General features: G+C 63.0%; 12 protein-coding genes. 2 read left to right on the top strand and 10 right to left on the bottom strand.

Annotated elements, in window-relative coordinates; genetic code table 11:
• Nucleotides 1-60: 60 nt before the first annotated feature.
• Both SO156_RS13905 and SO156_RS13900 read right to left on the bottom strand, forming a co-directional pair.
• Nucleotides 61-900, bottom strand: a complete 840-nt coding sequence (locus tag SO156_RS13905) for a DUF1194 domain-containing protein (protein WP_498535156.1) — start codon at nucleotides 898-900, stop codon at nucleotides 61-63.
• A 238-nt stretch (nucleotides 901-1,138) separates the two neighbouring features.
• Complete coding sequence (locus tag SO156_RS13900; RefSeq protein ID WP_498535155.1) at nucleotides 1,139-1,426, bottom strand: hypothetical protein; 288 nt, start codon at nucleotides 1,424-1,426, stop codon at nucleotides 1,139-1,141.
• 476 nt (nucleotides 1,427-1,902) lie between these two features.
• Between SO156_RS13900 and SO156_RS13895 the strand changes: the two genes are divergently transcribed.
• Entirely contained in the window at nucleotides 1,903-2,802 is a 900-nt protein-coding gene (locus SO156_RS13895; RefSeq protein ID WP_458148592.1) for an AraC family transcriptional regulator, read from the top strand.
• A gap of 11 nt (nucleotides 2,803-2,813) precedes the next feature.
• Here the strand turns inward: SO156_RS13895 and SO156_RS13890 are convergent, their stop codons facing one another.
• The 8 genes from SO156_RS13890 to cyoA form a co-directional block, all read right to left on the bottom strand.
• Nucleotides 2,814-4,229, bottom strand: coding sequence for an adenylate/guanylate cyclase domain-containing protein (locus SO156_RS13890; protein WP_458148591.1), 1,416 nt, complete (start codon nucleotides 4,227-4,229; stop codon nucleotides 2,814-2,816).
• A 164-nt stretch (nucleotides 4,230-4,393) separates the two neighbouring features.
• Nucleotides 4,394-4,927: a response regulator transcription factor gene (locus tag SO156_RS13885; RefSeq protein ID WP_498535154.1), complete on the bottom strand. Its 534-nt coding sequence runs from the start codon at nucleotides 4,925-4,927 to the stop codon at nucleotides 4,394-4,396.
• Nucleotides 4,917-6,314 carry an ATP-binding protein gene (locus tag SO156_RS13880; protein ID WP_498535153.1) on the bottom strand — a complete coding sequence of 466 codons (1,398 nt, stop codon included), beginning with the start codon at nucleotides 6,312-6,314 and terminating at the stop codon, nucleotides 4,917-4,919. The genes SO156_RS13885 and SO156_RS13880 overlap by 11 nt, the downstream gene beginning before the upstream one ends.
• Nucleotides 6,286-7,125 carry an SURF1 family protein gene (locus SO156_RS13875; protein WP_498535175.1) on the bottom strand — a complete coding sequence of 280 codons (840 nt, stop codon included), beginning with the start codon at nucleotides 7,123-7,125 and terminating at the stop codon, nucleotides 6,286-6,288. Before SO156_RS13875 ends, SO156_RS13880 begins: the two co-directional genes overlap by 29 nt.
• Complete coding sequence (cyoD, locus tag SO156_RS13870; RefSeq protein ID WP_498535152.1) at nucleotides 7,125-7,508, bottom strand: cytochrome o ubiquinol oxidase subunit IV; 384 nt, start codon at nucleotides 7,506-7,508, stop codon at nucleotides 7,125-7,127. The genes SO156_RS13875 and cyoD overlap by 1 nt, the downstream gene beginning before the upstream one ends.
• Complete coding sequence (cyoC, locus tag SO156_RS13865) at nucleotides 7,505-8,134, bottom strand: cytochrome o ubiquinol oxidase subunit III (RefSeq protein WP_498535151.1); 630 nt, start codon at nucleotides 8,132-8,134, stop codon at nucleotides 7,505-7,507. The genes cyoD and cyoC overlap by 4 nt, the downstream gene beginning before the upstream one ends.
• On the bottom strand, nucleotides 8,135-10,132 hold the full coding sequence (cyoB, locus tag SO156_RS13860) for a cytochrome o ubiquinol oxidase subunit I (RefSeq protein WP_498535150.1): 1,998 nt from the start codon (nucleotides 10,130-10,132) through the stop codon (nucleotides 8,135-8,137).
• An 11-nt stretch (nucleotides 10,133-10,143) separates the two neighbouring features.
• On the bottom strand, nucleotides 10,144-11,316 hold the full coding sequence (gene cyoA / locus SO156_RS13855; RefSeq protein ID WP_498535149.1) for a ubiquinol oxidase subunit II: 1,173 nt from the start codon (nucleotides 11,314-11,316) through the stop codon (nucleotides 10,144-10,146).
• 178 nt (nucleotides 11,317-11,494) lie between these two features.
• On the opposite strand from cyoA, the gene SO156_RS13850 reads away from it, so the two are divergent.
• Complete coding sequence (locus tag SO156_RS13850) at nucleotides 11,495-12,823, top strand: MFS transporter (RefSeq protein WP_458148584.1); 1,329 nt, start codon at nucleotides 11,495-11,497, stop codon at nucleotides 12,821-12,823.
• Nucleotides 12,824-12,933 lie beyond the last annotated feature (110 nt).

Here is a 12,933-nt window from a genome sequence, read left to right as displayed (position 1 = left end):
GCTATGAGCGTTGATCGCAGCTGAGGCCTGCTCTTAACCAGAAAGAGCCGTTGCCGATGCTCACCATCGGCTTCGTCTCTCCCAGATGTCCTCGCCAATGCCACAGGATATCCTCGGCCCTTCTTCGGCCACCGGGACGATCCGGTACGCCGGCGTTCGGCCGGCGACCTCCAGCGTGAGCTTGGTCCGGATTGCCTCCTTGAATCTCTCGCGCTCCCTGATTGCCAGCATGAACGAGCCTGGGCCTCCGATCACGCAATCCTCGTAGTAGATATCAAGGTTATCGATGTCCATCATCGAGACGGTCGTTCGCTTCATCATGATCGGCAGGCCGTTGATGGTGATGCCCTTCGCCAGCGCCGCATTCCGCGCCTGGGTAACAGGGGGGCCCTCGTTGTTCGCACCATCACCGGAAATATCGATCACGCGTCGCAGCCCGCGATACTGATTTTGGTCAAACAGCGGTATTGCAAACTGGATCGCACCGGAAATCGACGTGCGGGATCCCCGGCGAACCGGCGTTCGCATGATCTCGGCGGCCAGCGCATCCGCGGATTCCGGGCCGTCGACGAGCCTCCAGGGCACGATGATCTTCTGATCATCCGATGCGGACCACTCGAAATAGGTCACGGCCAACCTCTTGGTCGGCCCGGCCTTGAGCGCCTCGAGAAATTCCTCGGAGGTGACGGCCTGCGCATAACCCTCGCGTTGGACACGAAGTTCGTCCTCATCCATCGAATAGGAGACGTCAACGGCAATGGCGAGCTCGGCATCAACGGCGGGCAAGGCGTCCTTGTCGGCCAACTGATATCCGAGATTGCCGACGGCCGTACTGGCGAAGTCGCCTCCGGCGATAGCGCCTGCGATCAGCACCCTCAGGAGCCAGACATACTTGCGCATGGGAGGTCCTCGTTCGGGTTGTACTTGCATGCATGGGCTCAGACGACGCGCGCGGGTCCAACTTGATCGCGCAGACGGAGGTAACCTGTCACTGTGTGGCGAAATGGCACACCGGGCTCCGTCGCCGCCGCCCCGGATAGAAGAATGCCCGAGGCGGCTCCTGAAATCATGCTTGCGTCAAAATGGCATCGGTAAAGTTGAGACTGGTAGCGGGATCGGGATCTCACAGGCCGCGCTGCTAGCGCGAAGAGAACCCGATCGTGGTCAGTTTCGGCCCCTTGTGCAGCGCGATCATGTTCTGACGTGGAGTCAGTACGGCGATCTGATGGGGAGAAGCGGGCATGCCAGCAAATTCCAGCGTCGGAGCGGGAGACTGCTCCTGGACCCCGGATGCCCCCATCACAGCAACCTGGTGCCAAGTGATCGGAAAGCCCATGAGTTCAAAGCTTGGAAGTTCTGCTGCCCCCGCTGAGAAGCCGACTACCATCGCCGGCGCAATCGCAACCATCAAGAACATCTTCTTCATGGCAATCTCCTTCCATCGGCTATCCGCGAAGAGTGAACCAGCTCACATCCCGCCACGATAAATTGAAATATGCTATTTTCCTGCACTCCATAACTTGCCACTCTAGCGAACGAACGGCAGATCTTCTTGGTCAATTGCGAACGGCAGCACCGAACCTGGGTACGTGAATTGTCAACACGCTCGGATTGTGGTTCGGCTGAATCAGTTGCCGACTGTGTCCTGATCGAAGGAGTGATCGAGTCAGTCAGCAGATGCCTCGACGCTCTTCCGGAGTGGAGTACCAGCCGGTGCGTGCGACAACGGGTTTTTTCAGCGTCTAACGTCTGGACCCCGCTCTTGCCTAGCGAGGTCTCGAGGCGAGTCTGAGGTCGAAGTTCATGAGTGAAACAGGAAAGCACCAGACGTCGGAATGCTTGCCTGAACTCGCAACATTTCGACTTTCGACTGACAAGTTTCCCCAGCGAGAGCGCCTGTCCATGTGGCGCCAGGAATTCGGCGACAAGATTCTTCGGGTCGATATCGAGCCGTTGTCGGATATTCCATTCCACGCCCGGTCGACGTTGCGTACCCTGCCGGGGCTGAATGCGTTCTCTTCCACGTCATCGCCGCTTCGGTTTCGTCGCACCAGCGATGCGGCGGATGCTGATGGATCCATTGCCCTCATCATAAACATGACGAAAGACTGTGTCGTATCTCAGCGGGGCCGGGAAGTGACGCTGCGCACGGGCGACGCAGTCGCAGTGCATCACAGGAGTACCGGGAGCGCGAGCTTTGCAGAAGGAAGCTACTTCGCTCTGGTGATCCCGCGGGCCGAGCTTGCGTCGCGCCTGAGCAATATCGATGAGCCGACGATGCAGCCCATCCCGCGCGAGCAGACCACCCTGCGGCTCATCAGAAGCTATATGCGTCCGCTATGGGACGAGCTTCGCCTGGCCACGTCCGATCTGCGTAGCCTGGTGGTGACGCATGTTCATGATCTTGCGGCAATGATGCTGAGCGATAATCGCCTGCCGAGCGAGAGCAACGCCAGCGCGGTGGTGGCGACCCGGTTGGCCGCCGTATTGGACTACATCGCTGCTCATTTTGACGACCCGGAACTCAATCTGGAAACGGTCGCGCATAGCCAAGGCGTCTCTCCGCGCTATCTGCAACGGCTGCTTGAAACCTCGGGATCATCGTTTACCGCTCAGGTGAATGAGCTGCGCCTGCAACGAGCGTTCTCGCTTCTCACGGAGGCGGCCGCGAGCCCGAGATTGATTTCCGAGATCGCATTGGAAGTCGGCTTTTCCGATATCTCCTATTTCAATCGATCGTTTCACTCGCGATTTGGCGAGTCGCCGAGTGGCGTGCGGGCTCAGTCAAGAAGATCGCATTGACGCCGCCGCCGCTATGCTACGACGTCCGTGCCTGAAGCGGCACGCGCCTGCGTCCAGATCGCGATCGGCTGCTCGAGGCCGCGGACAGTCTGCGGGGTCTGTTCTATCAGCGGACGAAACGCCGCTTCGGCCTCGCCGAGCTCGATCCTGGCGCGCCTGACGAGATCGTCGCTCGCCACCAGCGCGCAGCCGAGCGTGCGCGTCAAGGATTCGAGTCGGCTCGCCGCGTTCACGGTCGAGCCGATCACCGCAAACTCGAGACAAGTCAGTCCGATATCGCCGAGCACGACGGGGCCGTAATGCAGGCCAAAGCTGACGCGGATCGGTGGCTCGCCAGCCGCCTTGCGCTGCTCGTTCCAGCGATCCGCGGCCGCCATCATCGCCTGTGCGCAGCGTAGCGCGTTGATGGCATCAAGCCTGCCGACAAAGGGCGTGCCGAAGGTCGCCATCAACCCGTCGCCGAGATACTTGTCCAGCGTGCCGCTGTGACGGAACACCTCCTGCTCCATCAGCGCATGGAATTCGCGCAAGGTGCGTACGACGTCTTCCGGCGTGCGCGCGTCGGCAAAGGCCGTGAAGCCGACGATGTCGACGAACAGCACCGCGACGTTTTGCGTACGCACCTGCCTCAACGGCTCGTCGTGCCGCGACAGCTCGTCGACCACGTTCGGCGAGAAATAGCGCGCGAGATTGCCGCGTTCGCGCTCGACGGCGGCGTGACGGATCAGGAGATCATTGCTGCGACGCACCGCCAGGGCGAGCGTCACTGCGACGATCATGAACACGACGATCTCCTGGATACGCGTCGCGAGCTCGATCGAGTTGGGCGAGATCAGCTGAAACATCCGGTGATCACCGCCGATCGCGGCGGCTATGCGGGCGGTCCGCGCGGGATCGGGGTCGGGCTGCCACCACACCCAGGCAACGCCGATGATCCAAAGCGCCGCGGTCCAGGTGCCAACGGCGATGACGGTCCGCCACGAGTAGGCCAGCGTCGCGCCCGACAGCAACACGAAGAAATAGATGAAGTTACCCAAATGGAGTTGCATCGCTGCCGGCCAATGCCCGGAGCCGAAAGGATTTGGCCCCAGGAGCACGAACGTCAGCAGCGCGAGGTCGCAGAACAGCAGCGCCAGTTCCAGCCGCGACACGCCGACCCGGCCAACCCTGACCTGCGCCCAGCCAATCAGTGCGAACACGCCGAGCAGCGCCACATAGTAGAGTTGGTCCCATACCGGATTGATGTATATGAGCAGGCAAGCGATCACCGCGAGCGCGAAGTAGCGCGCCCGCACCGCCAGCTGCAGACCCTCCTGCTTGGCCGCTGCGAGCGCGGCCTGTGCAAACTCGACGGTTTCGGTCTCGCGCCGATCGCGCGCACGCGGCAATACGGCAGACAGGTCAAGGCGCTCGACAAGCGTGGTCACGGGGCAGTCTCCTCGCGTGGGCCTTCGCAGCCGTCGACCTACGTCAACAGCCGCGTAGGGTGGGTTAGCGAAGCGTAACCCACCTCTTCCCCTTCTGCGAAGATGAACAGTGGTGGGTTACGCTTCGCTAACCCACCCTACGATGACGGCGAGGCAGGGTCAGCTCACTTCACCGGCCGTTTCTCGAGCTTTCGTGCCAGCGTGCGGCGGTGCATGCCGAGCCGGCGTGCGGCTTCCGAGATGTTGAAATCCGTTTCGATCAGCGTCTGGTGGATGCGTTCCCACTCCAGAGTCTTGATCGAGGTAGGCCGGCTATCCAGCGCGACCGCGGCATTGCCTTCGGCTTTTTGGAACGCGGCCTCGATGTCATCGGTGTTGGAGGGCTTTGCGAGATAGTGGCAGGCCCCAAGCTTGATCGCCTCCACCGCGGTGGCGATGCTGGCAAACCCCGTGAGCACCACGATCAGCATGTCGGGATCATGGGTGTGCAGGAGTTCGACGCAGGCCAGCCCCGAAGCGCCGCCGAGCTTGAGATCGACGACGGCGCGACCGAATGATTTGTCCTCGAGCTCCTTCCGGACCTCTTCGATCGAGGCCGCGATCACGACCGAATAGCCGCGGCGCTCGAACGAGCGTTTAAGCGTGCGCGCAAAGCCGGCGTCGTCCTCGACGATGATCAGGGACTGCTCAGGCGTCAAAACCGCCTCCGATGGCGAGCATGGAGAGCGGTAGCACGAGCCGAACGGTGGCGCCGCGCTTCCTGTGGTTCTCCGCGGTCACCATGCCCCCGAGCTTGCGCACGACGTTGACCACCAGGAACAGGCCGAGCCCGCCGCCGGCGCGGCCCTTGCTCGACTGGTAGGGTTTTCCGAGCTGCGCCAGCATCTCCGGCGCAAAGCCCGGGCCGCGGTCGCTGATCGACAGCACGAGCTTGTCGTCCTCGCGCTCGGCCAGGAGCTCGACCCAGTCGCGCGAGACCTCGTAGGCGTTGTCGAGCACGTTGAAGATCACCTGCTTCAGCGCGATGTCGGAGACGATCGCAACGTCCTCGCCGAAGGTGTTGGTGAAATAGAGCGTGCGCGCCGAGCGCGCGTTGCGCCATTCCTCGACCAGCGCGGTCAGGAACGCGGCCACCGTCGTCGGCGCCGAGTCCTCGCCGCGGGCTTCGCCGGCCGAGACCAGGATGCCCGTCACGATCGACTTGCAGCGTTGCAGCGAGGTCTCCATCTCAGCGAGATCCTCGGCGAGCTCACGGTCGTCTGCGAGATCCGGCATGCGGCGCCAGTCGTTGAGGATGACCGAGAGCGAGGCGAGCGGGGTGCCGAGCTCATGCGCGGCGCCGGAGGCGAGCAGGCCCATGCGAACGATGTGATCTTCCTCGGCGGCATGCTGGCGCAGCGCCGCCAGATGGGCATCGCGCTCGCGCAGGTTCCTGTTGATGCGGGTCACGAACACCACCAGCAGCACCGCGTTGAGCGCGAAGCCGAAGAGCATGCCGACGACGGTCAGGCTGTAGGTGTTGCTCAGGGGGTTGTGCGGCAGGTCCAGCGGCCGGTAGGCGACCGTCAGCCAGACGAACGCGGCGCAGGTCAGCGCCACCAGCGACCAGGTCGAGCGAGCATCGAGCAGCACCGCACCAAGCGTAACCTGCAACAGGAACAGTGAGGTGAAAGGATTGGTGGCGCCACCGCTGAGGTAAAGCTGGGCGGTGAGCGCTGCGACGTCCAGCATCAGCGCGACCAGCAGCTCGTTGTTGGTGATCGCTGCGCGATGGCGCACCCAGACCAGGCTCGAAATGTTGAGCAGCAACAGCGCCGAGATCACCGCGCCCATCCGCGTAAGCGGCAGCTCGATGCCGAGTCCGAAATGCGCCGCCCCGATCGTGACGATCTGGCCGACGACTGCGGTCCAGCGCAGCTGGATCAGCAGCGCCATGTTCTTGCGGTTGGTCTCGTCGTCGGTTGGCGCGGTCAGCGACGCCGCGGTCAGCTCGGTGCGGCCGTCCGCCTGCGCGGGAAGCGCAGCCGCATCATGTCCGAGAGAGAGCTGTTCCTTCTCAGGTCGGCCCGACGATCGTTCCAGCATCTGATCCCGTCCCGTGGGCGGCGGTCTCGCCGACCCTTTCGTGGACAACGCGCCCGCGACGGAATGGTCCGCCGCCGAATGTGACGTAAAGTTTGCCGGCCAGCATAAAGGCCAGCGCAAACCATGTCAGCGCGTAAATCAGGTGGTTATTGCGAAAGCGGACCACGGTCAATCCGCCGATCGGATAGACGCTGGCGTTGGGGACCGCGTCGGCGTCGATGAAGAAGGGCGCGACATCGCCCAAGTCGCGCGCGGCGGCGATTGCCGCGACGTCGCGGGAGTACCAGCGGTCATGCGCGGGATCGTTGTCGCGCAGGAAGCCGCCCTTCGGCTCGGTCATGCGCAGCAGGCCATCGATCTCGATCGTATGGGGCGCACTGCTGTCTGCGCGCGTCGCGGGATCACGCTTGTCCGCCGGCACGAAGCCGCGATTGATCAGGACGAGCCTGCCGTCGTCGCGCCGAAGCGGCGTCAGCACCCAGAAGCCGGCGCCTTCCTCGGTCACGGCTTTGACCAGCGTCTCCCGGTCATTCAGCAGGCGGCCGGCGACGCTGACGTGGCGGTATTCGTCGGTCGCGGCAGTGACCGCGGACCAGGTCGCGGGCGGCGGCAACATGGTCGGCGCGGCATGAACGCGCGTCTCTACGCGGTCGATCAGCGCCAGCTTCCAGGCGAGCCGTTCGATCTGCCAGACGCCGAGGCCAATCAGGATGGCGATGGCGAGGAGGGAGAGCGTCGTGAGCCACAAAGACGGGCGCGCAGCCCTGGTGCGGCTGCGCGTTTTCCGTTCGTCATGTCTCACGGATGCGATCAATTCATCCCGCTCATCTGGTGGACCGGCATCATGTTGCCGTTGAGGTGGTTCATCACCCACAGCGAGCCGGACAGCGCGATCACGACCATGACGATGGTGAAGATCATCGCCATCATGCTCCAGCCGCCCTCGACCTTGGTGTTCATGTGCAGGAAGTAGATCATGTGCACGACGATCTGGACCATAGCGAAAGCCATGATCACGAGCGCGGTGACGTGCTTGTTGGGAATCGCTCCGCCCATGACGAGCCAGAACGGAATGGCGGTGAGCACGACCGAGAGCACGAAGCCCAGGAGATAGGTCGAGAGCGAGCCGTGCGCATGCGCATGCGCATCGTGATGATGATCGGCCGCATGTGCGGCGTGAGTGTCGGTGCTCATCGCAGAACTCCAAGGAGATAGACGAAGGTGAAGACGCCGATCCAGACCACGTCGAGGAAGTGCCAGAACATCGACAGGCACATCAGCCGGCGGCGGTTGGCCTCGATCAGGCCGAACTTCCAGACCTGCACCATCAGCGTCACCAGCCAGATCAGGCCGCAGGTAACGTGCAGGCCGTGGGTGCCGACCAGGGTGAAGAAGGCCGACAGGAAGGCGCTGCGCTGCGGGGTTGCGCCCTCGTGGATCATGTGGGCGAACTCGGTAAGCTCGATGCCGATGAAGGCGGCGCCGAACAGGCCGGTGATCAGGAGCCACATCTGCGTCTGGCCGATCTTGTTCTGCTGCATCGTCAGCATCGCAAAACCGTAGGTGATCGACGACAGTAGCAGCATCGAGGTGTTGACCGCGACCAGCGACAGGTCGAACAGATCCTTCGGCGCGGGGCCGGCGGCGTAGTTGCCGCCGAGCACGCCGAAGGTCGCGAACAGGATCGCAAAGATGAGACAGTCGCTCATCAGATAGATCCAGAAGCCGAGCGAGGTGCTGTATCCTCCCGGATGCGGGTGCTCGTCAGCGAGGTAGAACAGCGGCTCGCCCGACTGGTCGGGTTTTACAGCGATCGTCATTTACTTGGCTCCGGCGAGCAGTTGGGTGCGCGCTTCTTCGGTCCGGACGACCTCATCGGCCGGAATGTCGAAGTCGCGGTGGTAGTTGAAGGTGTGACCGATACCGACGGCGAGCATCGCGATGAAGCTCGCGGCGGCCAGCCACCAGATGTACCAGATCAGGCCGAATCCCATCGCGGTGGCGAAGCCGGCGAGGATGATGCCCGTGCCGGTGCTGCTGGGCATGTGGATCGGCTTGAACCCGGTGAGCGGACGCCGGTAGCCGCGCTTCTTCATGTCCCACCACGCGTCATTGTCGTGAACGACGGGGGTGAAGGCGAAATTGTAGTCCGGCGGGGGCGAGGAGGTTGCCCATTCCAGCGTGCGCGCGTCCCAAGGATCGCCGGTGACGTCCTTGAGCTGCTCGCGCTTGAGGAAGCTGACCGCGAACTGCATCAGCATGCTGAGGATGCCGAGGAAGACGAGGCCGGCGCCGATCGCGGCGATGACGAACCAGATCTGGAGCGAAGGATCGTCGAACACGCGCAAGCGGCGGGTCACGCCCATCAGGCCGAGAACGTAGAGCGGCATGAAGGCGAGGTAGAAGCCGGTGACCCAGAACCAGAACGAAAGCTTGCCCCAGAACGGATCGAGCTTGAAGCCGAATGCCTTCGGGAACCAGTAGTTGATGCCGGCGAATGCGCCGAACACGACGCCACCGATGATCACGTTATGGAAATGCGCGATCAAGAACAGGCTGTTGTGCAGGACGAAGTCGGCCGGGGGAACGGCGAGCAGCACGCCGGTCATGCCGCCGAGCACGAAGGTCAGCATGAAGGCGATCGTCCACAGCATCGGCAGCTCGTAGCGAATGCGGCCGCGATACATCGTGAACAGCCAGTTGAACATCTTCGCGCCCGTCGGGATCGAGATGATCATCGTGGTGATGCCGAAGAACGAGTTGACGCTGGCGCCCGATCCCATCGTGAAGAAGTGGTGCAGCCAGACCAGGTACGACAGGATGGTGATGACAACGGTGGCGTAAACCATCGAGGTGTAGCCGAACAGCCGCTTGCCTGAGAAGGTCGAGGTGACTTCGGAGAAGACGCCGAAGGCGGGCAGAACCAGGATGTAGACCTCGGGATGGCCCCAGATCCAGATCAAGTTCACGTACATCATCGGGCTGCCGCCGAAATCGTTCGTGAAGAAGTTGGTGCCGATGTAGCGATCGAGCGAGAGCAGCGCGAGCACGACGGTCAGAACGGGGAAGGAGGCGACGATCAGGACGTTGGTGCAGAGCGACGTCCAGGTGAACACCGGCATCCGCATCATGCTCATGCCGGGGGCCCGCAGCTTGACGATGGTGCAGATCAGGTTGATGCCGGATAATGTCGTGCCGACGCCGGCGACCTGCAGTGCCCATATGTAATAGTCGACGCCGACATCGGGACTGTAGCCGATGTTCGAGAGCGGCGGATAAGCGAGCCAGCCGGTGCGGGCGAATTCGCCGATGAACAGCGAGGCCATCACCAGCACTGCGCCGCCGACCGTCATCCAGAAGCTGAAATTGTTCAGGAACGGGAATGACACGTCGCGCGCGCCGATCTGGAGCGGCACGACATAGTTCATCAGGCCCGTGACCAGCGGCATCGCCACGAAGAAGATCATGATCACGCCATGGGCGGTGAAGACCTGGTCGTAGTGATGGGCGGGGAGGAAGCCTTCCGAGCCGCCGAACGCGAGCGCCTGTTGCGCGCGCATCATCAAGGCGTCGGCGAAGCCACGCAGCAGCATCACGATGCCGAGGATCATGTACATGATGCCGATGCGCTTGTGGTCCACGGTGGTGAACCACTCGCGCCACAGATAGCCCCAGAGGCGGAAATAGGTGACGCCGGCGAACAGCGTGATGCCGCCGAGCGCGACAACGATGAAGGTGCCGACCAGGATCGGCTCGTGGAACGGCAGCGAATCGATGCCGAGACGGCCGAAGATGAGCTTGAGAAGATCAGGAGACATGCTGGATCTCTTTAGGAGTCTGACTTCGGACGATGTCCGAGGAAGAAGGACGTCGACTTGAGCGGCGTGAAGGTTGGCCGCTTCAATCCGGCGCCGAGCAGCGGCGTGGTGTCGGCGCGGGTCTTGATCGCGGCGCTCGTCTGACCCTGCGGAGCGTCAGGCGTGCAGGTGCTGGCCACGAAGCTCGGCTCGGGACCGAAAGCGGTACCGCGGCGGGCATATTTGTCGTAGGCAAGCGGCAGGGTGTTGTTCAGCCCTTCATGGCCGGCGCCGCCCTTGGCGTCGATTGCCATCATCTCGCTCATGCACATCTTGCCGGGCTCGACACACATGTTGAGGATGAGGCGGTAGAGATCGGCATCGACGCTGGCGTAGCGGCGCACCGGCTCGTTCTGGCTCGGCTTCTCGAGCTGGAGATACTCGCTACGGCCGAGCGATCCGCCGGCAGCTTTGGCCTTCGCGATCCACTCGCCAAAGCCCTTGTCGTCGAGGCCGTGGAAGGCGAAGTGCATGCCGGAGAAGCCGGCGCCGGAGTAGTTCGCCGAAAAGCCCCTGTAGGTGCCGGCGTGGTTGACCACCGCGTGCAGCTTGGTCTCCATACCCGGCATCGCATAGATCTGGCCGGCGAGCGCGGGGATGTAGAACGAGTTCATCACCGTCGAAGCGGTGATGCGGAAATCGATCGGGCGATCGACGGGAGCAGCCAACTCATTGACGGTGGCGATGCCGTAGTCGCGATAGATGAAGAGCCACTTCCAATCGAGGGCGACGACATCGACCTCGAGTGGCACCGTCGCCTCATCGACTCGCTGATTGGCGGCGATGCGATCGAGGGAGCGGTAGGGGTCGAGCAGATGCGTTCCCATCCAGGTCAGCGCGCCCAGGCAGATGATGATCAGCAGTGGCGCCGACCAGATTACGAGCTCGAGCTTCGTCGAGTGGTCCCATTCCGGCTCGTAGCGGGCGGACTTGTTGGACTGGCGGTAGCGCCAGGCGAACAGCACGGTCAGCGCCATCACGGGCACGACGATCAGCAGCATGAGCACGGTGGAGATGATGACGAGGTCGCGTTGCTGGGCCGCGACATCGCCGGCTGGCGCCAGCACCACAAAGTCGCAGCCAGAGAGCGCGGCAGCCAAAGGTAGTAGCGCGAAGATCCTGAGGATCAACCGTAAACGGGACACGGGTAGGCCTTTTGTTGGAAATTTCGTAGTCCAGCCAAGGCGTAGCTGCGGCGCACCAATTGGGACATTGGACAATTTGTCCAATGTTGCAGTGCGGGAGGTTGCGCCAGACAGGGGCAGGCTGCCCGGCGACCGCGGGGTGGTCGGCTTTGGTTTTCAGGACGTTAAGAGCGCAGGAATGGCGACCGCACAGACCCCCGCAATGGCAGGCATCCACCCCGGCGAGCACGGCCATGACCATGCCAATCCCGGCGAGATCGCCATCGGCGTCATTATCGGGCGCACGTCGGAATTCTTCGACTTCTTCGTCTATGCGATCGCCTCGGTGATCGTGTTTCCGCGTCTGGTCTTTCCGTTCGCCACCGAACTGACCGGCACGCTTTATTCCTTCGCCATCTTCGCGCTCGCCTTCATGACGCGGCCACTCGGCACCGTCATTTTCATGACGATCGACCGCGAATACGGCAAGACCGCAAAACTGGTCGCCGCGCTGTTCCTTTTGGGCACCGCGACCGTGGCGATTGCGTTCCTGCCCGGCTACAGCGACATCGGTGCGGCTGCGATCTGGCTCTTGGCGCTGGCGCGGGCAGCCCAGGGTCTCGCCTGGGGTGGCGCGTGGGACGGGCTCGCCTCGCTGCTCGCGCTCAACGCGCCGCCGAACAAGCGAGGCTGGTACGCCATGGTGCCGCAGCTCGGCGCGCCGCTCGGGCTGATCGTGGCGAGCGCGCTGTTTGCGTATTTTGCCGGCAATCTCTCGGCCGACGATTTCTTCGACTGGGGCTGGCGCTATCCATTCTTCGTCGCCTTCGCCATCAACGTCGTGGCGCTGTTCGCCCGCCTGCGCATGGTCGCGACGGAGGAATATGCCTCGTTGTTCGAGACCCGCGAACTGCAGCCCTCACGCATCTCCGACACCGTCGCGCGCGAAGGCCACAACATCATGCTTGGCGCCTTCGCGCCGCTCGCGAGCTTCGCGCTGTTCCACATGGTCACGGTGTTTCCGCTATCCTGGGTATTTCTGTTCACCCATGAAAGCCCGGTCAGGTTCCTGATGATCGAGATCGTCGGTGCCGCCTTCGGTGTCGCGGCGATCGTGGCCTCCGGCATCATCGCCGATCGCGTCGGCCGCAAGTCCCTGCTGATGGGCTCGGCGATCGCAATCGCGGTCTATAGCGGCTTTGCCCCGCAACTGCTCGATGCCGGCGCGTTCGGCGAGACCATCTACATGGTGCTCGGTTTCATCCTGCTTGGGCTGTCCTTCGGCCAGTCCTCCGGCGCGATCGCCTCCAACTTCAAGCAGATGTACCGCTACACGGCCTCGGCGCTCACCTCCGACATGGCCTGGCTGTTCGGCGCCGGTTTTGCGCCACTCGCCGCGCTCCTGCTCGCCACCAATCTCGGCGTCATTGCCTCGGGTGCCTATCTGCTCTCCGGCGCATTGTGGACGCTGATGGCGCTCTGGCTCAGCGGCCAGCGCGAACGCGGCGATATGGATGCGGGCAACTAGTCAGCTGCCTGGCAGCCGCACCAACTCCAGTGCGTAGGGTGGGCAAAGGCGCTCTTGCGCCGTGCCCACCATCTATCCACGATGTGCGACATAAGTGGTGGGCAGGCTTG

It is taken from the genome of Bradyrhizobium sp. UFLA05-125, assembly GCF_059803515.1.
Note: the sequence above shows the minus strand (reverse complement) of the source record. Positions and strands in the feature narration are given on the sequence as shown.

Bases quoted from the DNA above. Each gene is read 5' to 3' on its own strand.
- SO156_RS13905 (WP_498535156.1), bottom strand. From the start codon at position 900: ATGCGCAAGTATGTCTGGCTCCTGAGGGTGCTGATCGCAGGCGCTATC.
- cyoD (WP_498535152.1), bottom strand. From the start codon at position 7,508: ATGAGCACCGACACTCACGCCGCACATGCGGCCGATCATCATCACGAT.
- cyoB (WP_498535150.1), bottom strand. From the start codon at position 10,132: ATGTCTCCTGATCTTCTCAAGCTCATCTTCGGCCGTCTCGGCATCGAT.
- SO156_RS13900 (WP_498535155.1), bottom strand. From the start codon at position 1,426: ATGAAGAAGATGTTCTTGATGGTTGCGATTGCGCCGGCGATGGTAGTC.
- cyoC (WP_498535151.1), bottom strand. From the start codon at position 8,134: ATGACGATCGCTGTAAAACCCGACCAGTCGGGCGAGCCGCTGTTCTAC.
- SO156_RS13880 (WP_498535153.1), bottom strand. From the start codon at position 6,314: ATGCTGGAACGATCGTCGGGCCGACCTGAGAAGGAACAGCTCTCTCTC.
- SO156_RS13895 (WP_458148592.1), top strand. From the start codon at position 1,903: ATGTGGCGCCAGGAATTCGGCGACAAGATTCTTCGGGTCGATATCGAG.
- SO156_RS13850 (WP_458148584.1), top strand. From the start codon at position 11,495: ATGGCGACCGCACAGACCCCCGCAATGGCAGGCATCCACCCCGGCGAG.